Genomic DNA, 26,220 nt, shown 5'->3' with positions numbered 1-26,220 from the left:
TCGTGCCTCCGCCCAAGCGCGTGTGAGCAGCACTCAAACCAAACGCTCATCGCGGACGTGCAGGCACGAACGAGCCCCCCTCTGGGGGGCCACGTAGGCCACTGCCAAGCCCATACCAGCCCACCGAGCGGGGGAGCGGAGCGAGCCCGCGACCGGCCGGGAACCGGCCGTGCGTGGCAAAGTCTGAGGTGGCCGGGGGGGGCTAAACTACCCCACTTGGATGCCGATGCCTCGGCGGGCGTCGAAGTAGTCCTCGGAGATCGAGTAGAGCACGAGCTCCTTGATCTTGTCCTTCGGCGTCATGGTCGAGCCGAGCACGCTCTGCTCTTGCGAGACCATCAGCGCGGCGGTCTGGAGGTCGCCGCACATCAGCAAGCCGACGCGGTAGCCGGTCAGCTCGACGGCGGCGGCCCAGCGCTTGACGTCGGTCGAGCCGCCAGCCTGGATGAACTTCTTCATCAGGCTGTTGAGCTGGTCGACGTGACCGGCGCTCATCCGCCCCTGGATCTCGCGCGCGATCGAGTCGAGCGCGGCGGTGTCACCTTGGACCGGCATGCCGCAGATCCGCATGCAGGCCATGAACACCTGCTTGAGGCTCTGGGGCGAGCGATCGATCGTCACGTAGGCGTAGTGCGGCGGGTAGAGATCCATCATGTGTTTGCCGAGGGCGAACACGAGGTGGTGCTCCTTCTTGCCGCGCAGGACGTTCGAGTACACGACCATCGAGGGGTGCACGGCGCCGTCGCGCTTGACGTTGATCACCGTGATGTCGCCGGGCTCGTTGGGCCGCAGGTACACGTCGGGGGCGCCGACGTTGAGCACGTCCTTGGTGTACTTGGCGATCTGAGCGAAGGGCGAGGGATCGAGGGTGATGTCGGTCCGGCTGTCGGACTTGATCGTCGGCGGCAGCTCCTTGGCCCGCCAGGCCGCGAGCGGCTGCGCGACGAGGCCGAGGATGCCGGTCAGGTACGCGTCCTGATCGGGGTGGAACACGTGCTTGCGCATCGTGGTCTCGCTGAGCCGCTGGCGCGCGCGGACGAAGCCGTCCTGGCGATGGCGCTCGTACAGCGCCTGCTGATCGTCGTTGGCCTTCTTGAGGAAGGTCAGGGCCTGAGCCACGCACCAGGCCTTGTCGACCTGATTGCTCTGCCGATAGATGTTGTAGAGCGCGTGGTAGCTCTCGATCCGGTAGGGCTCGTGAGCGATCAGGGCCTGGTGAGCCGCGACCGCCTTGGGCGCGAACTCGTTGGGGTTTTGCTCGAGCAGGCGCTCGTAGAGCTCGGCGAGGATGATCTGCCACTTCGGGTTGCCCGGATCGAACTGCGACGCGACGATCGTGAACACCTCGGCCGCCGACTGGAAGTTGTTGAGCCGGGTCCGATAGATCTCGCCGAGGTTGCTCCACAGGGCGAGGGCGAGCTCCTCCTGGCCGGTGGCCGGGAGCCGCTTGATCATCTTGCGATACGAGCGCTCGAGGCTCTTCCAGTCCTTGGTCTTGGTGACCAGGGCGTCGATCGCCTGGAAGGCCTTGAGGTAGGTCGGATCGTCGTCGAGGACGGTGTTGAGGCGATCGATCGCCTCGTCCTGGGCCTGGAGGTTGTCGCGCAACACGACCGCGGCCGAGTAGTTGTAGCGGCTGCGACGCAGGGCGTTCTCCTCGATCTCGACGATCCGGTCGATGATCGAGATCAGCTCGTCCCACTGCTTGTTCTCCTGGTACAGGGCCAAGAGGGTGTGGAGCATCGGGAAGTCCTGCGGGCGCAGGTCGAGGGCCGAGCTGTAGGCCTCGGCGGCCTTGGTCCGGTTCTCGAGCTTCTCGACGTAGAGCTCGCCGATCTCCTTGTAGAGATCGAAGCGCTCGTCGTCGGTCTCGACGACGTCGACCAGCGCGCGCTTGGCCTGGATCACGCCCTCCCAGTCGTTGGCCGCAGACTGCAGCTCGATGACCGCCTCGAGCACGCCCTTGTTGAAGGGCTGAACCTCGAGGGCCTTCTCCATGTAGTTGAGCGCCTTGCGGGGCTCGTTCTGACGCCGCTTGATCGTCCCGAGGCGGTAGTAGACCAAGACGGTGTCGTCATCGCTTTGGCTGTCGCGATGCTGGACGAGGATGGTCTGGTAGAGCTTGAAGGCCCGCTCCCAGTTCTCCTGCTCGAACAGCAGGTCGGCCATCCCGGTCAGGACCTCGTGGTTGGTCGAGTCGATGTCGTAGGCCGACTTGTAGCGCTTGAGCGCCTTGTCGCCGTCGCCGAGCTTGCGCGCGATCTTGGCCGCGCGCAGGTAGAGCTCGCGCAGCTCATCGTCGTCGAGCTCGAGCTGATCCGACTTGCGCGCGAGCATGTCGTAGATCGGATCGGCGTCCTGGAACTGCTCGGTCTCGTAGAAGATCCGTGACAGGACCTTGCCGACCTTGACGTGCTCGGGATCGATGCCGATCGCCGTGCGGAACATCGTGGTCGCGCTGCCCTCGTCCTCGAGCTCGTCGAGGAAGATGAACCCGGCGTCAGCCGCGAGCTGGGTCTTCTCGTAGTTGTTGGTCGAGCACTCCGACGCGGTCTGGAGCGTGCGCGCGGCCTTGAGCCAGTCGAGCCGGGCCCGGTAGAGCTCGGCGAGGATGATCAGCGCCGGGACGTGGCCCGGGTCGATCGTCAGGGCGTCGTTGAGTCGGCGCTCGGCCTCCTCTTGATCCTCGAGCTTCTGGAAGTGGACCCGACCCATGCGGGTCAGGAGCTCGAGCCGAGCCTGGGGATCCTCGATCAAGCCGACGAGGCGATCCATGGTCTCGACCGCCGACGGCCAGTCCTCGATCGCCTCCTGGAGGCGGCTGAGGGTGTTGGCGGCGTCGAAGTGGTTGGGGTCGAGCTCGAGGATCTCGCGGTAGCAGTCGATCGCCCGATCGACGTCCTCGATCTGGCGCTCGAAGGTCTCGCCCATGGCCTGGAGCAGCTGGATCTTGGCCCCGACGTCGCCGATCGCCTCGACGTGGTTGCGGTAGGTCTCGACCAGCTCGGTCCAGCGCTCGAGCTCGTAGTAGAGGTGCTCGGCCTGGCGATAGGTCTGATCCCGAGCCGGATCGAGCATCAAGATCTTCTCGAGGACCTCGGTCGCGCGCTCCTTGTCGCCCGCGTGCTCGACGAGCGCGAAGGCCATCTTCTCGTGGATCTCGATCTGCTCGTTGATGTCGGCGGTCGCGTCGAGCTCGGCCTCGAGGGTCTCGAGGTACTCCTCGATGTTGCCCTGGCCCATGTACAGGCGCTCGAGGGCTTGGAGCGCGTCGCGGTCGGTCGGCTCGCTCGCGATGATGTCCTTGAAGGTCTCGATCGCGGCGGCCGCCTCCTGGAGGCTGAACTCCTGGACGCCGCCGATGCGCTTCTTGATGACCAGGATCTCGTCCGGGTCATCCATGATCTGCGAGCGGCGATCCAAGATCGCAACCAGCTCGTTCCACTGCTGCTGGGCCTCGTGGAGGCGCGCGAGCGAGTCCATCGCGGTCACGCTCTCGCTGTCGATCTCCAGCACGCGGCGGTAGCTCTCGACCGCGGCCGGGAGCTCGACGAGGCCGGTCTCCTGGACCTGGGCGAGGTCGAGCAAGGTCGCGGCCTGGACCTCGGGCTCCTGCTCGAGCGGAACGATCCGCGCGAGGGTCTCGGACAGCTCGTGGGACTGGCCGGCCCGGCGGTAGAAGTTGGACAGCTCGCGCAGGGCGTTGACGCTCTCGGAGTTGAGCTCGAGCGCCTTGTGCAGCGACTGGACCCCGTAGTCGGGCCGGTCGAGGTGCTCGCCGTACCAGCGGCCGATCTTGACCCAGAGCTCACAGCGCTCGAGCGGGTCCTCGATCTCGTTGACGACCGAGTTGTACTCGTTGAGCAGGTCACCCCACTTGTTGGCCACGGTCGCGATGCGCTCGAGCTCGCGCGAGGTGTCTTCGTTGGAGTAGTCGACGTTGAACGCGGCCTGGAGGACCGCGAAGGCGCTGTCGAGATCGCCGAGGCGCTCCTCGAACACCTTGGCGCCTTGCTGGAGGAAGCGGACCTTGTCCTCGACCTCGCCGTCCTCGGTGACCTCGGCCCGGGTGATCAGCAGCTCGGTCAGCGCCTCCCACTGCTCGGTCTCGCGGTAGATCGCGTCGAGGGCGTCGGCGGCCGGCGAGTGGCCAGGCCGCAGATCGAGGATCTCGAGGTAGGCGCCCGCGGCCTGGTCCTTGTTCTCGAGGTTCTCCTCCCAGATCCCGGCGATCTGCATGAGCACGTCGATCTTGCTGTCCTCTTCGTCGACCGCGGCGACCTTGCGCTCGAGGATCTGGATGGCCTCGGCCCACCGCGCCTCGGCGGTGTAGAGCTCCTCGAGGGCCGCGAGGGCCTCCATGTCGCCCGCGACGATGGCGAGGACCTGCAGCCAGGCCGTGATCGCGTCGTCGGTCGCCATCAGGTACTCGCCCTGAATGCTGCCGATCTGGGCCCAGAGGTCGCGGAGGCGCTCGCCCTCGAGCACGCCCGCGGGGAGCTGAACCATGCGCTGGAGGACGTCGATCAGCTCGACCCAGGCCTGGCTCTCTTCGTAGAGCCGCTTGAGGGTCTCGAGGGTCTCGAGGTTGCTCGGATCGATGTCGAGGGCGTTGATCCACGAGTCGAGCGCCTGACGATCGCGCTCGAGCTTCTCACCGTAGGTCCGGCCGAGGCGCTGGTAGGCGTCGACGCGATCGGAGGGATCTTCGACCACGTAGACGAGGCGCTCGAGGATCTCGACGAGCTCGTCCCACCGCTCGGCGCGCTCGTGGAGCCCGGCGAGCTCGGTCAGCGCGAGCGGATCTTCGCCGCGCAGATCGAGGACCCGGTTCCACAGGTCGACGGCGTCGACCTCACGGTCGAGGGCGTCGGACGCGAGCTTGGCCATGCGCTGGTAGCAGCCGGCCATGTCGTCGTCAGTGTTCGCGACGTCGACCATCTTTTGATAGTTGTCGAACAGGTCCGAGAACCGGTGCTGGCTGAGGTACAGGGCCTCGAGCCGCTCGAGCGCCGTCGTGTTGTCGGGCGCGTTGTCGAGCACCCGCGTGTACGCGGCGATCGCCTCGTTGACGTTGCCGAGGTAGCCCTCGAAGGTCTGGGCGAGGCGCAGCTCGAGCTCGACGAGCAGGTCGGCGTCCATCTCGACGGCGATCCGGCGCTGAAGGATCTCGGCCAGCTCGACGTACATCGCCGCCTGGGTGTAGATGCGGTCGAGGGCCGCGAGCGCGTCGATGTTCTCGGCGTCGAGCTCGAGCACGGCGCGGTAGTATTCGATCGCCCGGCCGTAGTCCTGGAGCTTGGCGTCGAGGACCCGAGCGCTGCGCGACAGGACCTGCTGCTTGATCTCGGGCGAGACCGACTCGCCCTCGAGGATCTGATCGCCGACGTCGACGATCGCGCCCCACTCCTGGGTCGCCTCGGCGAGGCGCTCGATCTCCTCGGTGATCTGGACGCTGGTCGGGTCGTCGATGTAGGCGCGCAGCCACCACAAGAAGGCCTGGCCGATGTCGCCGAGGCGACGCTCGCAGATCTCGGCGACGTTTTGGATCACGACGAAGCGGTCGCCGGCGTCGTCGATGGTCCCGAGCCGGGCCTCACCGAGCTTGACCAGCGGCTCCCAGCGCTCGGCGGCGAAGTAGATCGGCTCGAGGATCTCGGCGATCTCGTGCTGATGCTCGCCCTCGTAGAAGATGAACTCGAGGGCCTGCTGGCTGGGCGAGTGGTCGGGCTGGATGTTGAGGATGTTCTGGTAGGCCTCGATCGCGTTGGGCAGGTCGTTCATCGACAGCTGGTAGGTCTGGCCCATGCGGAACTGGAGGTCGATCGACTCGACCTCGTCCACGGTGATCCGGATCTGCCGCTCGAGGTTCTCGACCAGCTCCTCCCAGCGCTCGAGGTGGCTGAAGATCGCGTCGAGGGCCTCGATCGCCTCACGGTCCTCGGGGTCCTCGACCAGGACCTTCTGGTAGCGGTCGATCGCGCTCTCGACGTCCGAGAGCTGGTTGAGCCGGACCGAGGCGACGCGCTTGAGCATCTTGGCCTTGACCAGCGGGTCCATGATGTTCACGGCCTGCTCGTCGAGGATCCGGGCGTACTTCTCCCAGTCGCCGGTGACCTCGGCGAGGCGGGTCATCTGCTCGACGGTGGTCTCGTCCTCCTGGTCGATGCCGAGGGCCCGGGCGTAGGTGTCGAAGGCCTTGTCGAACTCCTGCAGGTGCCGCTCGTAGGTGTCGGCGATCTTGTGGAGCCGCTCGATCTTGGCCAGCGGGTCGTCGGTGTGCTCGACCATGACCTCGTAGAGATCGATGAGCTTCTCCCACTCGGCGAGCTGCTCGTAGAAGGGCTCGAGGACCTCGGCCGCCATCATCGGCTGGGTGTCGCCGTGGGCGATCCGCCCGAGGGCCTCGATCGTCGGCTCGTGGCCGGGGTCGTGGTCGAGGACCTCGCGGTAGGACTCGACCGCGCGGATCGGATCGGCCAGCTGGTTCTCCCACAGCGCGCCGACCCGGTGGCGAAGCGCCGTTTGAGCCTCGTGACGATCGGCGACCTCGACGGCCTGCTCCAAGATCTGGAGCTGGTCGTGCCAGCGCTCGGCCTGGCCGTAGAGGCGATCGAGGGCCTGGATCGCGTCGTAGTCGGTCGGGTCGATGTCGAGGATCGCCTGGTAGGTGTCGATCGCCCGCTCGACGTCGCCGAGCTCGCGGTCGTGGACCTGACCGAGGACGTGGAGGGCCTGGCGGCGGTCCTCGGCGGTCTCGGCCAGCTCGGTCTTGCGCTGGTAGACGTCACGCAGCGCCTCCCAGTTCTCGAGCCCGAGGTAGAGCTTCTCGAGCGCGTCGAGGGCCCGGGCGTCGGCGTCGTCGATGCTGAGGACCTGCTGGAACAGCTCGATCGCGCCCTCGGCGTCCTCCATCATCGTCTCGCGGATGTCGGCGGCGTAGAGCAGCAGGGCCTTGCGGTCCTCGGGCTCGTCGACCATCTCGGCCTTGCGGGTGACCGCGCCGACGAGGGCCTCGAAGTTGTTGGTCCGGCGATGGACCTCGATCAGCGCGTCGATCGCCGCGAAGTTGCCGGGATCGATCTCGAGGATCTTGTTGTAGCTGGCCGAGGCCTTGGCCGCGTCGTCGAGGGTGGTCTCGTAGATCTTCGCGACCTTGTCGAGGATCTGGACGCTGAGCTGATCGTCGACGATGTCCTCGATCGCCGCCTCGTAGAGCCCGACGAGCTCGGCGTAGCTGCCCATCTGGTTGGCGAGGCTGTCGAGCCGCCGCTGGGTGTCCTCGTTGGCCGGATCCTCCTTGAGCGCGCGGCCGATCGCCTCGAAGGCCTGGTCGGGCTGCTCGCCAGCGATCTCGTAGAGCTCGCCGATCTGGTGGAGCAGGCTGATGCGCTCGGTCGGGTCGAGAGAGCGCGCGACCATGATCTCGTAGGCCTGGATCAGCTTGGCCCACTCGTTGGTCGTGCGGTAGATCGGCTCGAGGATCTTGGCGACCGTGAGCTGCTGATCTTCGTTGTCGAGCAGGGTCTCGAGGGCCGCGAGCGCCGCCTCGTTGGCGGGGTCGTAGTCGAACACCCGGCGGTAGATCTCGACGGCGAGCCCGGCTTGCTGAAGCTTCTCGAGCCGGACCGCGCCGAGCCGGAGGCTCAGCTGGATCATGTCGTCGGGATCGCCGGCGAGCGCGAGCTGGCGGTCGAGGATCTCGGCGAGATCGGACCAGTTCTCCTGGATCTGGTAGAGGCGATCGAGCGCGACGATCGCCTTCATGTTGGTGTCGTCGTCGGCGAGGATCTCGTTGTAGGTCATGATCGCCTCGTCGTTTTGCTGGAGCATCTCCTCCTGCAAGTAGGCGATCTTGAAGCGCAGGCTCTGGCGCAGCTCGGGGTCGTCTTCGAATTCGACCTTGCTGCGGTAGACGCCGAGCAGCTCGGCCCAGGCCTCGGCGCGCTGGTAGAGCTCCTCGAGGGCGTCGAGCGCCTCGCGGTTCTCGGGGTCGATGTCGACCGCGCGCGTGTAGCAGTTGATGGCCTGCTCGGGGTTGCCGAGCTGGGTGTCGTAGACCGCGGCGAGCTTGTGGAGCAGCTGCTTCATCAGCTCGCTCGGCAGGTCCTTGGCGACCGCGCCCTCGTAGAGCTCGGCGAAGTCGGACCAGCGATCATCGATCCCGGCGATGCTCTCGAGCGCCTGCTGGGCGGTCTCGTCCTCGGCGTCCTCCTTGAACGCGCGGGCGTAGGCGCCGAACGCCGCCTGGCTGTCGCCGAGCGCCTGGGCCTGGATCTCACCGATCTTGAGCAGCAAGGCGACGCGCTCGGGCGTGACCTCTTCGGCGGCGGCGAGGATCTCGAGCACGCGGACCAGCTCCGGCCAGCCCTCGCGGCGCTGGTAGACCTCGCGCAAGATGGTCGCGACCCGGACCTTGAGCTCGTCGTCGTCGAGCCAGCTCTCGAGCCGCTGGCGGGCGTCCTCGTGGTCGGGGTCGTACTCGAGGACCTGGCGGAACAGCTCGACGGCCTCGGTCGCGTCGTCGAGGTGCTCTTGCAGGGCCACGCCGAGGCGATGGTGGAGGGTCGCGCGATCCGGGAGCGCCATCCCGGCCTCGCTCTCTTCGCCCTGCTCCTCGACGACCGCGAGCTCGCGGCGGAGGATGTCGGCGAGCTCGGTCCACTTCTCGAGCCGGACGTAGAGCCGATCGAGGGCCGCGAGCGCGCTCGGGGCCTCGACGCCCATGTCGAGCACGGCGTTGTAGGCCTCGACGGCCTGGTCGGGATGATCGAGCTGCTCGTGGATCGAGCCGATCCGGATCTGGATCTGGCGACGATCGTCGTCGTCGTTGGCGAGCTCGAGCTTGGTCCCGAGGACCTTGAGCAGGTCCTCCTCGCGACCGAGCGCGAGGTAGAGGTTCTCGAGCGAGGCCAGCGCGGTCTCTTGCTCGGCGTCGATCTCGAGGATCTCCTGGTTGACCGCGAGCGCCTTCTCGAGATCGGCGAGCCGCTTCTCGTAGACCTCGGCGACCGTCAGGCGGAGGCTGAGGCTGTCGGGGTCGGGGCCATACTTGCCGTAGGCGGCCTCGAAGGAGCCGACGAGATCGCCCCAGAGGTTGGTGTCCTCGGCGAGGCGACGCATGTGCTCGGCCGAGTCGGCCTGGGTGTGATCCTCGTCGAGCGACTGCTTCCAGTACTGGAAGGCCTGGCTCTGATCGTCGTGGACGCGCTCGGCGAGGTCGGCGAGGCGCGCGAACAGGGCCTGGCGATCGTCGGGGTCCTCGGTGTGTCCGAGCTTGATCTGGAGCGGGTTCGAGATGTGGCGCTCGTCGCCCGCCTCCTCGTAGAGCTCGATCAGGGCCTCGGCGAGGGTCAGGTTGTTCTCGTCCTTGCCGAGCGCCTTCTCGAGTGAACGGACGGCGCGATCGGGCTTGTCGAGCCGGGCCTTGTAGAGCTCGGCGACCTTCAGGGTCAAGGTGATGCGGCGGCCCTCGTCGTCGGTGCTGTCGGCCTCGCGCTCGAGCACGCGGATGAACTCCGCCCACTTGTCTTGCTTGGCGTAGAAGGCCTCGAGCGACTCCATGTCACCCTCGGCGACGTAGAGCTTCTTGAGCGCGTCCTGGGCCCGGCGGTTGTCGCCGTCGATCCCGTGGAGGGTCTCCCAGGTCCGGATCGCCGACTTGTTGTCGTTGAGCTTGTCGGCGTAGAGCAGGCCGAGCTTGACCAGGTACTGGCTCTTCTTCTTCTCGTCCTCGGTGACCTCGGTCAGGGTCTCGAGGGTCTTGGCGAGCGCGTCCCAGTCTTTCTCGCGCTCCTGCATCTGCTCGAGGACCTCGAGGGCCTCGACGTTGGTCGGATCGCCCTCGAGCACCGCGCTCCACAGCGAGATCGCTATCGCGGGCTTCTTGATCTTCTTGCCGGCCGTGCGCGCGACCTCGAGCAGCTGAGTCATGCGCTCGTCCGGGTCCTCGATCAGCTGCAGCTCCTTTTGCTGGACCGCGATCATCTTCTCCCAGTCGCGGCGGCGCTGGTACAGCTCCTTGAGCTTGGCGAGCGCCTCGGAGTTGAACTCGTCAGTCTCGAGCACCGCCTCGTAGCTCTTGATCGCCTCGGCCTGGTTGTTGAACTTGTCGAGGAACAGGCGCGCGGCCTGGAGGTTGAGCTCGGTCTTCTCGGCCGGGTCCTCGTGGAGCTCGGCCCGACGGCGGATCCGACTGATCAAGTCGGGCCACCGCTTCATCTGCTCGAACTGGGTCTGCTGGGCCTCGACGACCTCGAGCAGCTTCTCCGTGTCGCCGGTCGCCTCGACCAGCTTCTCGAGCTGAGACAGCGTGGTCACGACCAGACCGGGCTGCTTGAGGCGCTCGCGGTAGAGGCTGAGCAGCTCCCAGTACAAGGGGATCTTGGCCTCGTCGTCGTCGGTGTGCTTGATCTGATCCTTGTAGAGATCGGCGACGTTGCTCCACTTGTTCTTCTCGATGTAGAGCTGCTTGAGTCGCTCGCGTGGGTAGGACTTGGTCGGCATCGCCGAGACGGCGCTGCGCCAGCCATCGATCGCCCGCTTGCCGCCCTTGGCCTCGCCGGCCTTGGCCTTCTCGATCAGCGCCATCTCCTCTTCGGTGAAGGCCTCGTCGCCGAGCTCGACGGTCGCCTGCTCTTGCTCTTCTTCCGCGGCCTCGGCCTCGGCCTCGGCGCTGGCGTCTTCTTGCGCCGCCGCTGCGGTCTCGGCCTCCGCCGCCGCTTCGGCCTCTGCCGCCGCCGCTTCGGCCTCCGCCGCCGCCGCTTCGGATGCGGCCGCTGCCTCGGCTTCGGCCTCCGCCGCCGCCGCGTCCTCTTGGGCCTCGGCTGCCGCCGCTGCCTCGGCCTCCGCCGCCGCCGCTGCCTCGGCCTCGGCCGCCGCTGCTGCCTCGGCCTCCGCCGCCGCTGCTGCCTCTGCCTCCGCCGCTGCCGCGACCTCTGCCTCGGCCGCCGCTGCTGCCTCTGCCTCCGCCGCCGCTGCTGCCTCGGCCTCCGCCGCCGCTGCTGCCTCGGCCTCCGCCGCTGCCGCGACCTCTGCCTCGGCCGCCGCCGCTGCCTCGGCCTCTGCCGCCGCCGCTGCCTCAGCCTCCGCCGCCTCTGCGGCAGCCGCCTCGGGCTCCGCCCCGGCGGGGTCACCAGCCGCGAGGCCACCGACGCTCGCCTCGAACTCGGTGACGACCGGATGCTGGGGAGCCCGCTGCGCGGCGAAGCTCAACAAGCGGCGCGCGGCGTCGATGTCTTCGGCCGTACGCCACGCGAGCTCGCCAGCGAGCAGCGCGATCACGGTCGCGTCCTCGACATCTTCGAGCATCCCGAGCGCTCGGTCCGCGAGCGGGATGATGCCCTCGACCTGTCCGCTCTCAGCCGCAGTCATGGCCACGGTGCGGAACGCCGCGATGTGTCCGGCGAAGGCCGCCGATGGATCTTCGTAGGCGATCTCGAGCGCCTGACGATAGAAGTAGGCCGCCATGTCCGGGTTCTGCAGCCGGACCTGCCAGACGTTGCCGAAGTCGGTCAGCATCCGCGTGCGCTCGCCGGGGTCGGCGATCAGACTCGCGCGGCGATCTTGGAGTTGCTGGATGTGCTGAAGGTGCCCGCCGTCCGCGAGGATCGTCTCGGCCACGAACGCCGCCTCGACGTCGGTCGGATCAGCGTCGAGGGCCTTGAACAACATCGGCAGGAGGCGAGCGTCGTCCGGCGCCTCTTGCTGGAGGATCCGAGCGCCACGCAGGTAGAGCGAAGCGACCTGCGGACCGCGACCGGCGACGTCGGCCTCGAAGGGATCGTCGCTGCCGGTCAGCGCCTGCAGCTGGGTGACGACGTTGTTGAGGCCGAACTCCCAGTTGTTGCGATCGTAGAGCGTCTCTTGGAAGCGCGCCTGATACTGCGGGTTGTCGGGCTCGGCGTTCGACGCCGCGGCGAGGAAGTCTTTCGCCGAGTCGATCTGCCGCTGGTTCAACATCGCCGTGCCGTAGGCGTAGTTGAGCTTCGGCGCACGATCGGGATCTTTGTTCGCGCGCAGCTCGAGACCCATCAAGCGCGTGACCATCTCGAGGTGCGCCATCTCGCGATAGATTTCGCGGGCGCACTCGAGCGCGAACAAGTTGGTTTGATCGAGCTTGAACGCTCGCTGGTAACACTGCATCGCTCGCGCTTTGTCGAGGAGCACGTCCTCGCACGCACGCGCCAACTCGTAGAGCGCCGCCGACTGCTGTGAAGCTTCCGGGAGACTGCCGGCCTCTTGCTCGATCTCGTCGATGACCGAGTTCCAGTCCTGGACTTCCTTGAGCCGCGCCTTGATCCGCTGGGTGACTTCCATCTGGCCCCTATCCTGCCAGCATCACTGAGGAAATTCACTGGCTGGGGCGTCGATATAACACGGGGCCTCAAACCCACTCAAAGCTGCCGCGATCGCGACTGTCCCGTGGCCTCGCCGAAGCGACGCCACGCCTTCGCGCGCGATCATGCTCGCCCGAGCGCGAGCGCTCGGATCTGGCTACGTCCCTGGCTGGCGACAGCCCCCCGACCACGGGTCTCGCCAAAGACCGGTCCGGGTCGCGTCGCGCCCACGCTGAATCCAGCTGACAACTCCTGCCAGCGGCAGCTCGTCAGGCGCCCAGGCCCTGAGCCCAAGCCTCGAGCCCAAGCCCTGAGGCCAAGCCCCGAACCCAGGCCTTGAAGATGGCCGGCCGGGACCGAAGCCTGTCCTGCGTGAGGACTAGATCGGGCCCTGCATGCGCATGATGGTGTCTTGGGCAGCCTTCTTGACGTGCTCGGGCGAATTGCCGGCCTTGGAGATGAACTCGTTGAGGGTTTCCTCGGACTCTTTGCGCATCGGGATCTCGGCGTAGGCCATGCCGAGGCCGAACAGCACGTCAGGCTTGTCGGGATCGATGCGCGTGGCTTTTTTGTAGGCGTCGACCGCCTCTTTGGGCCGGTTGAGGTTGAGCAGCGCGCGACCCATGCCGTTCCACATGTCCGCGTCGGTGTCGTTGACCTCGGTCCCGGTCGTGAGCACGGACATCGCCACGTTCGAGAACCCGTAGTCGATGTACATGTTGCCCAGCGACACGAAGCAGGGGCTGTACTTGCCGTTGAGCGTGATGCACTTGCGGTAGGCCTGGTCGGCCTGCTCGGGCTCGTCGAGCTTCTCGTGCAGGGTGCCCATCTGGAAGTGGGCCTTGTAGAGGTTGGGGTTGAGCCCGATCGCCTCCGAGAAGGACTTGATCGCCTCGCGCCACTTGGCCTCTTGCTCGGCGCGGCTGGTGCCCGGCTCCATCGACTGGGCGACCTGGACCGAGCCGAGCTCGAAGTAGTAGTCACCGCGCGGGTTGTCGCCCATGTTCTCGATCGCGCCGCGGAAAGACTTCTCGGCGTCGACCCACTTTTGCTGCTTGCGGTAGAGCTTACCGAGGTTGAGGTAGGCCTCGGCGTGGGTCGGGTCCGCCTTGATCGCCTCGGTCATCGCACGCTCGGCGCCCGACATGTTGTTCTTGTTGAGCTGCTGGATCCCCTCGTTCATCATCTTGATCGAGTCCACCCGGGCCTGACTCGTGAGGTTGCAGGCAGGCAGGAGGAAGATTGAAGTGAGGAGGGCGGCAGTCAGTGCGCGACGCATCAGAAGGACCTTTGGGGGGCGAAATCATACCGACGGCCCCACCTGGTGACAAGCGGGTGGCGCGGCGGTCGCCCGGGTTGATGTGAGCTGAGTCGGAGCCTGGAGACAACAGAAAATGGGTGAAGGATATCTGACCTCGGCGTGAGGAACAGCACCGACAGACGCAGCGGATTCTGAGTGGCTCACCGATCACCCGGCCCGAGGGCCGGCGGGGCCTGGATGAACGAAGGCGAGCCGGTCGTCGACCGGCTCGCCTCGTGTCTCGCCCATGGGCGCCGTGCAGCGCGTCAGCTCAGCCCGGGCTCAGGTTGAAGGGGTAGGTGACGATGACGTTGCCACCGCCGCGCGGCTTGGGGAACTTCCAGCGCTTGACCGCCTTGGCGATGCAGTTGGACACCGAGCTGTCCTTGATCGTCGACTCCTGGACCACCGACGAGCCGACCTTGCCGGTACCGGTGATGACGAAGTTGACCGCGACGCGACCCTCGAGGTTCGGGTTCTTGGTCAGGCCCGAGTTGTAGCAGGACCGGACCTCGTTGATGTGGGCGCGAACGATACGACGGATGATGTCGCGGTCGAGCGCACCTTGGACCGCGGCCTTGGCCTGGCGAACCCGGGGGACCCGCTTGCCGCGGCCGCCGAAGCCGGCGCCCGAGCCACGACCGTAGCCCGAGCCCGAGCCGCCGCCGCCGCCCTTGCCGATCAGGCCGGTGTTGCCGAGGCCGATCGTACCTTCACCGGTACCACCACCGCCGCGACCCGTGCCGACGAGTCCGAGACCGCCGACGCCGTAGGCCTCGCCGACCTCGCTCCCGGTCAGCCCACCCCAGACATCTTCGTCGTCGTTGCCGACCGCGAACGCGCCGCCGTAGGGCGAGGCCAGGAAGTGACCGCCCTGCTGCTGCATGACGCCGAGGATACCGGCGCTGCGGGCAGCCATGTCGGGGTCGAAGTTGCGAGCCATCTGCGGGACCGCGTTCTTCGGGCCCTTCATCGCGTAGAGGCCCGACTTCGACTTGCTCGAGGGCTTGCCCATCTTGCCCTCTTCGCCCTTGTGACGCTGGCCGGTGCCGCCGGCCTCGTCGTCGGAGACGTTCTCCTCTTCGGGGGGCGGCTCCTCCTCCTTGGTCTCGTCGGGCTGATGCATGTAGCGGGCGTAGGCCGGCTCGCCCTCGCCGTCGTCCATCGTGATCGCGAGCAGATCGTCGGGGATGCTGCGCATCAACAGGTAGAAGGTCACGGCGATGACGGCCGTGCCGCCGACGTAGGCCCAAAACGGCCAGTCCACATCACCGCGCCCGGCAACGATCGCGCCCGGGTTGACCGTGTTGATGTGGAAGGTGACGTCCTCGTAGTTGACCTTGCCCTGGACTCCGCGCGGGAGCGGGAAGGTGTGGTACGCCCCGGCACCGCCAGCGCGGCCCGAGGAGACCAGCTCCTGGAGGTTGAGGGTCTGGCCGTCGAGGGTGACCTCGCCGGTCATGTCCTTGGTGAAGTTGAGCGTGAACTCGCCGCCGCTGCTGCGGACCAGCGGGAACGCGACCGCGTCGGGCAGACCGTGGGGCGGGACGTGGAAGACCGCGTCGTGCCCCTCGCCGATCGTGTAGTCGGTGACGACCTTCTCGCTCAGGCGCATCGCGCCGGCGACGAAGGGGACGAGGCCGAAGAGCGCGAGGCCGAGGCCGAGGGCGCCGGTTCCGGCGCCGGGCTTGACCGGCTCGGGCTTCTTGGCTTGCTTGGCCTCGCGAAGCTCGACCGAGTACTGCTCCCAGGGCTGGTTGACCTCGTAGCCGAACAGGGCGAGGCCACCGATGACCATCAGGCCCCCAGCCAACATGAAGAACGGCGCGGTGGCCTTGCGGCTCTTGGTCTGGCCGACGTGCGCGACGTCGAGGGCGGTGCGACCGTACATCGCAACGACCTCGGCGACTTGGCGCCCGTCTTGGACCTCGACGGCGCCGACGTCGATCTGGACAGGCGGCGCGGTCGCGGCTGCGGCGATCGGAGCCGAGGCGGCGATCGGCGCGGCGGCGGCAGCGACCGGCGCGGCGGCGGGCGCGGCGGCGGCGGGCGCGGCTGCGAGCGGGTCAGCGATCTCGGCGATCTCGACCCGGTAGGGCCCGAAGGTCAGCGTGTCGCCCTGGTTGACGGACGCGTTCTTGTCGATCGCGGCGCCGTTGAGCACCGTCCCGCTCGCGCTGCCGAGGTCGATGACACGCACGTCGTTGCCCGACACCTCGATGACGGCGTGCATGCGAGCGACGGCGTCATCGTCGAGACACAGATGGCTGCTCTTGAGCTTGCCGATCTTGATGACGTCTTGGGAGAGCGTCTTGGTGTCGACGAGCTCGTCGGCGCGAAAGATTTTCAGCGTGAGCGTCTTGCTGGACATCGGTATTCAATCTTCGCCCTGGGGCGGGGCTCGGCCCTGCGCTCACGGACTAGACCGGAGCATCGCGAGGCACGTTTCGTCGGGGGGGTGTTGGGTTCGGGCGCCCTAGACAGCAGCTTGCGAGTTGGGTTCCCCGCGGTGGAAAGTTTCTTCCAGGACTTGGTCAGATACTAAGTGCGTTGACGCACTGCCTTGAGCTCTGGCAGCTCGGACAGCGATCTCGGACAGCGATCTCGCCAGCCTCCGAGGCAGAGACTCGGCGAGATCCCGCGCTCGTCGCTCAGATGTCGTTCGCCATCTTGACCAGCTCGGTGATGAAGTGCGGGCGAATGGTGATCATGCTGGCGTGCTTGCTGCGGCCACGCGAGCTGAGGTTCGCGCCTTCGGGCGACAGCACCTCGCCGTCGACATCGTCGTCTTCGAAATCGTAGACGGTCACGCCTTCGCCGTTGGTTCCAGCCATCGCCGAGGCGTCGGCGTCGGCCGGGGCGGCCCAGGCGGTGGCCGAGAGCAAAAAGGCGGCAGTGAAGGCGAGCGTGGGCTTGATGAGTTTCATGATGAACTCCTTGGAACGCGGAACCTCAGAAGCTCCGTCTGTTTGACATCTTAGCGGTGAGAGGAATGTGTGTAAACCGCAGCGAGGCCGTGGTTGGGGGTGCTTTTGTGGCAGGGTGCCGAAATTTTCCGCGAGCTCGCGGCTTCCTCGCGGCCGACCCGAGCCCCTGAACGAGCGCGAGCCCGTTGCGATCCCCGGCGGCGGGCCCTGGGCGCAGGGCGCCTGCGCCGCTCGATCGCTTGGAGTGACCGGGCGCTCGCGCGCGTGCGTGGCGAGTTTACTGGCGTCTGTTGGGGGTCCAAACAAAAGGGCGGCGCCGGTTGCCCGGGCCGCCCTCGCAAGAGGTCGAGCGGACCTAGTTGTCCTTCTCGGCGGCGGCCTTCTCGGCTGCAGCCTCGGCGTCGGCCTTGGCGTTGGCCTCGGCCTCGGGGCTCGGCTGACCGGCGGCGGCGGCCTTCTGCTCCATCTCGAGCAGCCGCTTGCGCCGCTCCTCTTCCTGCTTGCGCTCGAGCTCGGCCAGCTCGGCGGCCTTCTTCTCGAGCTCCTCCATCACGCGGAAGGTCTGGATCGCGTCGTCAATGATCGCGATCCGGTCGAGGCAGTCGCTGACGACCTCAGCGTACTTCTTGTTGCCCTCGGCCATCTTGTTGAACTTGCCGCAGTGCTCCTTGGCGATGTTGTAGAACTCCTCGATCTGGGCCTGGCCGACGTCGTCCTGGCCGATCAGGTGGTCCTGGTTGAGGACCGCGAGGTTGTACCAAGGCCGCGGGTCCTTCTTATCGAGCTCCATGGCCTTGCGGTACCACTCCTCGGCTTCCTTGAACTTCTTGAGCCCGCGCTTGGCCACACCCATCGCGATGTGAACCTCGAGGTCACGCTTGACCGAGGCGGCCTTGAGCGCGGTGTCGAAGGCCTTCTCGGCCGCGGGGTAGTCGCGGAAGCGGATGGCGATGAAGCCGATGTTGCGGTTGGCGTCGGGGTGGTTGGGCTCGATCTCGACGGCCTTCTTGAACGCCTTGAGCGCGTCGATCTGGTTGTCGTCCTGCATGAACAGCAGGCCCTTGAGGTTCCAGATGTCGGCGCTTTGCTGCTGCTCCTTCTCGAGCACGCGCAGGGCCTGGGTCACGACCAGGTTGGAGAGCACGAGGTAGGACTGATCTTTGAGCCGCCCGCGGTCGTAGTAGAGCCGCGCGAGGTTCTCGTAGGCGGCCTTGTTGCTGGTGTCGACCGCGAGGACGTTTTGGATCTGCTTCTCGGCGGTGTCGAAGTCCTCTTGGCTGAGCTTGTCCGCGTAGCGGTCACGGTGCGCAGCGGCGAGGTTGTTGCGAGCCGCGAAGGCCTGCTTCTTGTCGGCGTCGACCGACTTCTTGAACAGGTCGAGGGCCTTTTTGGTGTTGCCCTTGTTCCACTCGAGGACGCCGAGGTTGTTGAGCGCGAGGTGGAAGTTCTTGTCGCCCAGCTCCTCGTAGACCTTGATGGCCTGCTCCATGTTGCCGCACTCCTCCCAGAGCGCGCCGACGTTGAAGCGGGCGACGAGCATCGAGCGCTTGTTGCTCTTGTAGACCTCGTCGAAGCCCTTGGCGATGCTGGAGCACTCGCCCTCGGACAGCGAGCCGTCCGACTTGGCGGCCTCGTAGTTGGCGTAGACCTCGGCGAACTGGGCCTTGGCCTCCTCGTCGGGGACCTCGGCGTTGGACGCGTCGGCCAGCTCCTTGTTGTCGGGGCTCTTGCTGTCCTCGCCCTTGTTCTTGCAGCCGGTCAGGCCGACGACGAGGCCGAGCGAGAGCGCGATGACGGAGATTTTGCTGATCGTCTTCATGGTTTTGGCCCTTTCAGATCAGTCCTCGTCCTTGTCGGACGCCGGGGAGTCACCGGCCGCCTTGGCGGCCTCCTTCTTGCGCTTGACCGGGTTGACGCGGCCGCCGAGCGGATCCTCGAGGACCTTGACGTCCTCGATCCGGCTCGCGGTGTAGATGGACACACCGAACAGCTCGTTGGTCGCCGGGTACTTGTCGGCGTCGCGCTGCTGCATCTCCTCCTCGCACAGACGCGAGAACTCGTTGAAGAACTGGAACTCCGTCGAGCGATCGATGCAGTACTCGTAGGCGGCGAGCGCCTGCTGCTGAACCGGCGCGGCCTGATCGGCCAAGGTGTCGCAGTAGGCCCAGACCTGCTCCTGGCTGCGGAAGTCGCTGGGGACGTCCGCGCGGTAGAGCTGGTCGGCGAAGTTCTGGAGCACCGAGGCCGTCCGCGCCGACGCGGCGAGGACCCAGTAGGGGCTGCCAGTGCTCTTGACCGCGGCGTAGCGCTCTTGCAGCTCGACGCCGATCTTGGTCTTCGACTCGAAGAATTCGCCGACGCGCTTCTTGGAGTCCTCGGCCTTCTTGACCTGCTCCTTGTACATCTTCTCCCAGCTAGCGACGCCCGAGTCCTTGCGCCAGTCCTCGACCACGAAGTCGAGCTCGGTGGGCATCTTGATGCGGAGGTACTCCTCGTACTTCTTGTCCGCCTGATAGACCATCGCCATGGCCCAGGCATTCTTGAAGTCCTCGGCGCGCTTCTTGTCCTCCTCGGGGATGTCGATCTTGCCCTTGCCGACCATCTTGAGGATCTTCTTGAACCTCGCCTGGGCCGCGTCGCCGCGCTTCGAGCCGCGGCGGTGGACGGTGATGACCCCCTGAGTCGGGGAGCCGCAGCGCTTGGGCGGACGGAACCGAGGCTTCTTGGTGCCTTCCTTCTCCGCCTTCTCCGCGGCCTTCTTCTGCTTGGCCTCCATCTTCTTGCGCTTCTCGATCGCGGCCACGCCCGACAGCGCGCGCTTGCGCTCGACGGTGATGCACGAGTCGTAGAGCAGCGGCTCGTCGCAGGACCTGCGCCAGTCGATCTGGCCGATCACAGCCTCGGCCACGACCGCGCGGTCGAGGCCACCACGCGTGCTGTAGGTCTTGAGGTAGTCCTCGGCGTGCTTGCGCTTGGCCCCGGTCGACTTGAGCAGGTCGTGCTGCGACCAGAAGATCTTGGCCGCCTTCTTGACGTCCTTCTTCTTGTAGAGGCTCTCGTACTTGGCGAGGTTCTCCTTGGCCTTGCTCTCCTGGCCGAGGCCGAGGCGGAACAGGTAGGCGTTTTGGAGCGCGTCGGAGGCCCGCTTGTCCTTGGAGTGCTCGTCGGCGAACTGCTCGTAGCGATCGGCCGATTCGTTGTAGTAGGCGACGGCCTGATACGACTCGGCGAGGTAGTGGAGCGTGTCCTGAGCGTGCTCGCTGTCGGGGAAGCGATCGAGCAGCGCGGTCCGGATCTGGATGGCCTGGCCGACCTGGTAGGACGCGTCGGAGCAGTCCGCCGCGTTCCACAGCAAGGTTGAGGCCTTCTCGTGCTCCTCGAAGTTGTTGAACACGTCGATGAACTGCGTGGCGCACTTCTCGAAGCCCTGCGGGTCGCCGTGCTCCTCGCCGTTGACGTAGGCGGCGCCCGCGTCGCGGTAGGCCATGCCCTTCTTCCAGCCGATGCCGGCGAGCAAGGTCGGGACGGCCTCACGCACGTCGGCGTTCTCCGGGTGGTTCCAGATCTTCATGCCCTGAAGCTTGGTCGCCCACTCCTCCAGCTCGTCGCTGGTCTCGATGACCTGCGGCGGCGTGTTGTCCTTGTCGAGCCACCGGATCGTCAGCAGATCCACGAGCATCGCCGAGCACCAAGCCGCGTAGATCTGCGCCTCTTTGACGTCGTCGAACTTGACGACGATCTCCTGGAGCAGAGGCTTGGCCTCCTCGAACTTGTTGTGGATCATCATGAGCTTTGCCCGGTGATACATGATCTTGGGCAGCTCTTTGTCGTCCTTCTTTTTGACGTACTTGACGTAGATGTCGTACGAGCTGAGCATCTGCTTCTCCTCATCCGTGTAGTCGGATTCGGGGAAGTCGAGCTCGGCGTCGACCTCTTGGTCCTTGTTCTTGGGCTTCTTCTTCTTGTCGGTCTTGTAGACGCAGACGCCCTCTTGGTTGAGCTTGCAGGTCTTCTTCTTGCCGCCGGTCTCGTCGTACTCGAGGTAGTTCTTCATCGCCAGCATCTGCGCGTAGGCAGCGTCGGCGGTGTACTTGCCCTCGGGGTCGAGCTCGAGCGTCTTGACGAACTGGTCGTGGGCCTTCTTGAAGTACTCGAGGCCCTTCTCGCGCGAGCTCTTGTCCTTGGCGTTGTAGTTGTTCTCCGCGAGGGCCCAGAGCAGCTCGGCGTAGTAGTACTGCAGCTCGTAGCCGTCCTTGTCACCGGGGAAGGTGGTCAGGAAGACCTGGTAGGCGTTCTCGGCGAGCTCGTAGGTCCGATCGAGCTTGGTCTTCTCGGCCTCGTCGTGCCAGACCGTCGCCATCTGCTTCATGGTCGCGAGGGCGTTGTCCTTGCACTTCTTCTTGGCGGCCTTCTTGTAGTCGCCCGTGTTGAACTTCGTGTAGTACTTGCCGAGGTTCTCGGTCTCCTGCCACTGCACCTCTTTGTTGTCAGTAGCGAGGGTGTTGACCACGATCTTGCCCTGCCAGTCGCAGGCCATCGGATCGTCGGGGAACAGGTCCTGGAGCTTCTTGTAGATGAAGGTTGACTCGGTGTACTGACCGTCGCCGAAGTACTGGTTGGCCAGCAGCTCCATCATCTTGCGGGCGTCCTGCTCGTCCTGGCCGGGGCCGTTACCGACCTTCTGGAAGAAGTCCCAGGCCTTCGAGGGCTTCGACGCGTGGACGTAGGCGCGGACGAGGTCGCGGCGGGCGTCACGGCGCAGCTGCTTGCCGTTGGCCTCGGACCCGGCCCGGCCCTCCTTGGTCGCGGTGATCGTCGCGACGAAGTAGTTGAGGCTCTTGTCGAAGCGCGCGTCGAACTCACCGATCGGGTTGAGGTGACACCACGCGAGCTTGTAGAGCGCGTAGGCGTAGACCGGGCTGTCCTTGAACTGGGTGACGCGCTCGTAGAGGCGGACCGCGTTGCCGATCTGCCCCTTGCCGTAATAGTAGTCAGCGAACGCGAGGTACGCGTTGGCGATGTACGGGCTGTTGGGGAAGTCGTTGATCAGGCGCTGGTAGGCGGCCTGCATCTTGGCCTCTTCGCCGAGCTCGCCGAGCTCGAAGGCGTAGTAGTACAGCGCCTCGTCCATGCGCTTGTACGAGGCGAACTTCGGGTTGTCGGTCAGCGCCGCGTAGATCCGCGCGGCCTTCTGACTCGAGTCTTTGGCGTCACGCATGTGACGCTTTTGCTGCTCCTTGAGCTGCTTGGCGAGGTCCTTCTTCTTGTTGTCCTCGGCGTCGTAGATCTTCTGGTACAGCGAGCCAGCCTGAAGATCGAAGAAGGCCTTCTTCTCGAGGTAGTGATCGGCGAGGCGGAACAGGTAGTCCGGGTACTCGGGGTCGCTCTCGTCGGAGGTCTTGATCAAGCGCTTGAGGAACTCGATCTGCTTGTCGGCCATCTCCTGCTCGACGGCCTTGCGCTTGGTCGCGAACTGCTGGCCGTCCATCATCTGGACGCCGCGCTCGCGCTCCTTCTCGACCTGCTCTTTTTGCTTCTTGAACTTGGTGTCGAGGAGGTCCGACTGCGCCTTCGTCTTCTTCGACTTGCGGTCGTAGCGGACGTTGCTCTTGTCGGGCTCCTGCGCCTGACCGACGTCGGCGGTCAACAGCAGCGCAGTCACGCTGCCGGCGGTCAGTAGTGTGCGATACCTGTTGGAGCGATTGTGCGACCTCATGATGGACCTTCTCCGTCGGAGGTGAGAGCGGCTAGGGCCGCCCTCACCTCATGTGAAACGTGTATTCGAACTTTCGTTCAGGACAGGCTAACCACCGGCGCACACGCTAGTGACGCGGTAGTAGTAATAGCCGAGTTCGTCCTGCCAATATTCGCCGTTGTAGTTGTAACGCTCTTCTTCGGGGCCCGGCTTGATCTTCTCTTCGTCGCCGGCGCTCTCGTCGCCGAGCTTCTTGAGCTTCTCGACGATCTCGTACTCGACCTTGATCGCCTCTTTTTCGAGGTTCTTGATCTCGGCGATCTGAGCGCTGATGCGCTGGCGGGCCTGGGCGCCCGTGCGCTCCTTGGCGATCGACAGCGACAGATCGAGGTTCTCGAGCAGTAGCTCGCCGAGGCCGCCGCCTTGGAACTCACCGCTCATCTCTTTGAAGCGGGTCTCTTGCTCGTACACGAGGCGGTTGACGTAGTCGTAGTACTTCTCGAGGGTCTTATCCTGGAGCGACTTGCGGGCGACCATCTCGACGAAGGGCTCGAGGTCCGAGGTCCCCTCGCGGATCTTCACCGAGAGCTCGAACAGCTGGTAGTCCTCGGGCGCCTGGTTGAGCAGCGCGCTGAGGTCCTGCTTGGTCTGGACGTAGCGCGAGTTGAACTCGTCGATCGAGGCCTTGGCCGAGGCGTAGCGGCAGTTGAAGTAGTAGGTGACCGCCTTGAGGATCAGCCCCTCGGGGTAGAGGTAGTCGAAGAAGAAAGGCGCGTTGAGGGTGTGGATGTACCCGAGCGTCTTTTGGTAGTGGCGGTTGGCGTTGTCGGGCTCGACCTCGACGAGGCGGAACTCGGACCACGAGGCCGCGAACACGGCGTCGAGCCAGTACGGCGACTGAATGCTGATCTTGTTGAAGTACTTGAGCGAGGTGTCGAACTTGCCGACCTGATAGAAGATGTAGCCAAGCGCGATGTTGGCGAGCTCTTCGAAGCGCTGGTTCTGATCGGCGAAGTCGAGCTCCGCGGTCGAGATACCGAGGCGCCGCTTCTTCTTGTCGGACATGCGCGCGAGCTTGCGAGTCTCGCGGTTCTTCTTCTTGCCCTGCATCTGACGCAGCTCGGCGTTCTTGCGCAGGACGTTCTTGAACGCTTCGACGGCCTCGGGGCCGTGGAACTCGCGGGTCTCGGCCACGCCGAGGAAGTACTGGGCCGGGATGAAGTAGTCGCTCTCGCGCGGGACCTGAGACAGGAGCGCGATCGCCTGACCGAGATCACCGTTGCCGTAGTGGTAGCGGCCGAGCAGGAAGTAGAGCTCGTCGCGGACCGAGTCGAAGGCCTCGTTCTCGAGGTCCTGCGGCCGGTAGGTGCCGACCTTCTCGAGCACGCCTGCGCCCTCGGGCAGCTTGCGGCTCAACGACGCGAGCCACGGCAGCGTCAGCTGGTGATAGGGGTGGCTCGGCCCGACCTGGACGATCTCGTCGAACACGGCCAGCGACCCGGCGAAGAACCCGAGCTGGAACAACGACTTGCCCAGCCAAAACTGGCCACGGGTGGCGTCGCCGCCCGCACCCTCGTACGCGATCTTATAAAAGACCAGCGCCGCGGCCTCGTAGTTCTCGGCCTTGTAGGCCTCTTCGGCCTGGTTTTGCTCGGCGCTGGGCTGACCGGCGGCGCCGGGGGCCACCGGCGGACCACCCTGTCCGGGAGGCAGCGGCGGACCACCCTCTCCGGGCGGCAGCGGGGGCCCACCACCGTCACCGGGAGGCGGCGGCGGAGCACCGTCGGACGGAGGCGGCGGCGGCGGACTGGCGTACGCGGCGACCGACGCGGCTCCGAATGCGAGGCCAACAAGGAGCGGGAGTGACTTGAGCAGGCTGAGCTTTTTCATCGCGATCGCTTGCGCGTTGGACCCATGTAAGGGCGACGGGACCTTACCAGCGGCCCGTCGGCGATCGCAAGCAAAGCCAGCATGCCAAATTCGGGGCCAAAATCGGATCCAGTGGCCCCTGAGTGTGGGGTCTGTGGTCTGCGATACGGTTTCGCCGTGCCCGTGACAGCGCTCGGCCCTCGGGCCCTCGGCCACGATGCTAGCGGCCCCCACGCCGGCACCGGGTGAGGTCGGCGAGCTGGAACTGCTGCGCACGGCCGCCAACCAACGGGGATATTCCCGAGCCGATCTAGAATGTTCGAGCTTTTCGGTCCCGGGATCGTGTGGTGTCAGTCACGCGTGGGCTTGGAGCAGATCCGTTCAGTCTCGGGGCGCCGCGCAAACAGCGTATCCAGCGACAGAGCAGACTTGACCCTAGAATCACGCCGTGTAGGATGCTCGCAGCGCGCTCGCCCGGTTTGGACGTGCGCACAAAGGTCGGTTGGCGCGTCAGATTGTCGGCCGACAACGGTGTCCGAACCCCCCGTAAGTCAAGGCGCAAGCCGCTCCAACAGAGACCTTTCGATGCCCAGCTCACGCATCCAGTCCACCCTGTTCGCGTCCCTTCTCCTGTTGACTGGTGGCCTGCTGTTGACCGGGTGCCCCCAGGGCGACGTCGGGGCGCCGTGCAACCACGGCACGGTCGAGGCGCCGTCGAGCAAGCTCGTCACCTTCCCCGCGCTCTCGTGCAGCGATCTGCTGTGCGTCTACGGCGAGGAGCAGACCGTCCCGGGCACGCCCTGCGAGATCGACGCCGACTGCAACAACGCCAGCGGTGGCAACGGCTCGAACATCTTCGAGTGCGAGAAGAACTCGTGCCAGCTGAGCCTCCAGTACGTGCTCGAGCGCTCGATGTGCTCGAAGACCTGCGTCAGCGACGACGACTGCAACAACACCACGCTCAGCAACCGGCCCGTCGTCGACGACGACGAGACCGCGTGCGCGACCGGGTTCAAGTGCACCGTCCTCCAGCGCCTCGGCCAGTTCTGCTGCGACAAGCTCTGCGTCTGCCAGGACGACCTCCCGGCCCTCGACGAGCTCGAGGCGGACTGCACGCCCCTGACCGGCGAGGCCTGGAAAGACTGCAACGAGGGCGACGGCATGATGGGCACCACCACCGGCGCCCCCATGCCCTGAGTTGCCCGCCCTGCGTTGGCTGATCCAAGCACACGCGAACGCGGCCGCGCCGGCGAGGACCGAGCGGCCGCGTTTTTGTTGGAGCGGGGGCTCGAGCTCCTCGAACGCAACGTCACCTGCGCCGGGGCCGAGCTCGACATCATCGCCCGCGACGATGAGACGATCGTGTTCGTCGAGGTCCGCGGACGCAGCGACGATCTTCGAGGTCACCCCTTCGAGACCATCAACGCTCGCAAGCAAGGCCGAGTCCGCCGCGGCGCGACGGGCTGGCTGATCGAGCGCGACCTCTGGAACCGGGTCGCCATACGCTTCGATGTCGTCGCCTTGGTTGGCGACGACATCGAATGGCTAAAGAACGCGTTTTGGTAGGAGGGCCGTGGCCCCCACACGAGAGCTCAGCGCGGGAGCGCGGCTACTCGGCCTTCTTCTTGTTCTTGCGCTTCTTGCCCTTCTTGGCCTTCTTGGCCTCGGCCTTCTCGGCCTTCTCGGCAGCGATCGCGGCGACGGCCGACTTGTAGTCGCCGACCTTGCGCTTGATCCGGGCCGCGTTCCCGCGACGATCACGAAGGTAGTAGAGCTTGGCCCGGCGGACGCGGCCACGGCTGACGAGCTCGACCTTGGTCACGCGCGGCGAAGCGAGCGACCAGACCCGCTCGACGCCGACGTTGTCGGTGACCTTGCGGACGGTGAAGGAGCCGCGGAGGCCCCGGCTCTTGCGGTGGATGCAGACACCCTCGAACACCTGGATACGGTCTTTGCCACCCTCGGAGATCCTCGCGTGGACGGCGATGCGATCGCCCGGGCGAAACTCGGGGATGTCCGTGCGGGAGAGCTCCTGCTCGAGGTCGTGAATGATGGGGCTGGCGTGGCTCATGGCGAAGATCTCGGGGTCGC

10 protein-coding genes are annotated in these 26,220 nt (G+C 66.0%); 2 read left to right on the top strand and 8 right to left on the bottom strand.

What is annotated here, in order from left to right:
• Positions 1–207: 207 nt before the first annotated feature.
• The 7 genes from ENSA5_RS26990 to ENSA5_RS26960 form a co-directional block, all read right to left on the bottom strand.
• Complete coding sequence (locus ENSA5_RS26990; protein WP_106394566.1) at positions 208–12,318, bottom strand: tetratricopeptide repeat protein; 12,111 nt, start codon at positions 12,316–12,318, stop codon at positions 208–210.
• Between the two features lie 399 nt (positions 12,319–12,717).
• Entirely contained in the window at positions 12,718–13,617 is a 900-nt protein-coding gene (locus tag ENSA5_RS26985) for a tetratricopeptide repeat protein (protein ID WP_106394565.1), read from the bottom strand.
• A gap of 292 nt (positions 13,618–13,909) precedes the next feature.
• Complete coding sequence (locus tag ENSA5_RS26980) at positions 13,910–16,009, bottom strand: AgmX/PglI C-terminal domain-containing protein (protein ID WP_106394564.1); 2,100 nt, start codon at positions 16,007–16,009, stop codon at positions 13,910–13,912.
• 280 nt (positions 16,010–16,289) lie between these two features.
• Positions 16,290–16,565: a hypothetical protein gene (locus ENSA5_RS26975; protein WP_106394563.1), complete on the bottom strand. Its 276-nt coding sequence runs from the start codon at positions 16,563–16,565 to the stop codon at positions 16,290–16,292.
• Positions 16,566–16,920: 355 nt separating this feature from the next.
• Complete coding sequence (locus tag ENSA5_RS26970) at positions 16,921–18,384, bottom strand: tetratricopeptide repeat protein (protein ID WP_106394562.1); 1,464 nt, start codon at positions 18,382–18,384, stop codon at positions 16,921–16,923.
• 18 nt (positions 18,385–18,402) lie between these two features.
• Positions 18,403–22,227, bottom strand: a complete 3,825-nt coding sequence (locus tag ENSA5_RS26965) for a tetratricopeptide repeat protein (protein WP_106394561.1) — start codon at positions 22,225–22,227, stop codon at positions 18,403–18,405.
• Positions 22,228–22,368: 141 nt separating this feature from the next.
• Positions 22,369–23,946 carry a tetratricopeptide repeat protein gene (locus ENSA5_RS26960; RefSeq protein WP_181198183.1) on the bottom strand — a complete coding sequence of 526 codons (1,578 nt, stop codon included), beginning with the start codon at positions 23,944–23,946 and terminating at the stop codon, positions 22,369–22,371.
• 768 nt (positions 23,947–24,714) lie between these two features.
• On the opposite strand from ENSA5_RS26960, the gene ENSA5_RS26955 reads away from it, so the two are divergent.
• Together ENSA5_RS26955 and ENSA5_RS26950 are read left to right on the top strand one after the other, a co-directional pair.
• Positions 24,715–25,326, top strand: coding sequence for a hypothetical protein (locus ENSA5_RS26955; protein ID WP_146156163.1), 612 nt, complete (start codon positions 24,715–24,717; stop codon positions 25,324–25,326).
• A gap of 15 nt (positions 25,327–25,341) precedes the next feature.
• Entirely contained in the window at positions 25,342–25,695 is a 354-nt protein-coding gene (locus tag ENSA5_RS26950; RefSeq protein WP_106394558.1) for a YraN family protein, read from the top strand.
• A gap of 43 nt (positions 25,696–25,738) precedes the next feature.
• Here the strand turns inward: ENSA5_RS26950 and rplS are convergent, their stop codons facing one another.
• Complete coding sequence (gene rplS / locus ENSA5_RS26945; RefSeq protein WP_106394557.1) at positions 25,739–26,200, bottom strand: 50S ribosomal protein L19; 462 nt, start codon at positions 26,198–26,200, stop codon at positions 25,739–25,741.
• Positions 26,201–26,220: the final 20 nt, after the last annotated feature.

It is taken from the genome of Enhygromyxa salina, from assembly GCF_002994615.1.
Classification (GTDB): Bacteria; Myxococcota_A; Polyangia; order Nannocystales; family Nannocystaceae; genus Plesiocystis; species Plesiocystis salina_A.
This window is presented reverse-complemented; position numbering and strand designations above follow the sequence as displayed.

Coding starts and splice junctions, on each gene's coding strand:
- rplS (WP_106394557.1), bottom strand. CDS start 26,200: ATGAGCCACGCCAGCCCCATCATTCACGACCTCGAGCAGGAGCTCTCC.
- ENSA5_RS26985 (WP_106394565.1), bottom strand. CDS start 13,617: ATGCGTCGCGCACTGACTGCCGCCCTCCTCACTTCAATCTTCCTCCTG.
- ENSA5_RS26980 (WP_106394564.1), bottom strand. CDS start 16,009: ATGTCCAGCAAGACGCTCACGCTGAAAATCTTTCGCGCCGACGAGCTC.
- ENSA5_RS26990 (WP_106394566.1), bottom strand. CDS start 12,318: ATGGAAGTCACCCAGCGGATCAAGGCGCGGCTCAAGGAAGTCCAGGAC.
- ENSA5_RS26955 (WP_146156163.1), top strand. CDS start 24,715: ATGCCCAGCTCACGCATCCAGTCCACCCTGTTCGCGTCCCTTCTCCTG.
- ENSA5_RS26970 (WP_106394562.1), bottom strand. CDS start 18,384: ATGAAGACGATCAGCAAAATCTCCGTCATCGCGCTCTCGCTCGGCCTC.
- ENSA5_RS26975 (WP_106394563.1), bottom strand. CDS start 16,565: ATGAAACTCATCAAGCCCACGCTCGCCTTCACTGCCGCCTTTTTGCTC.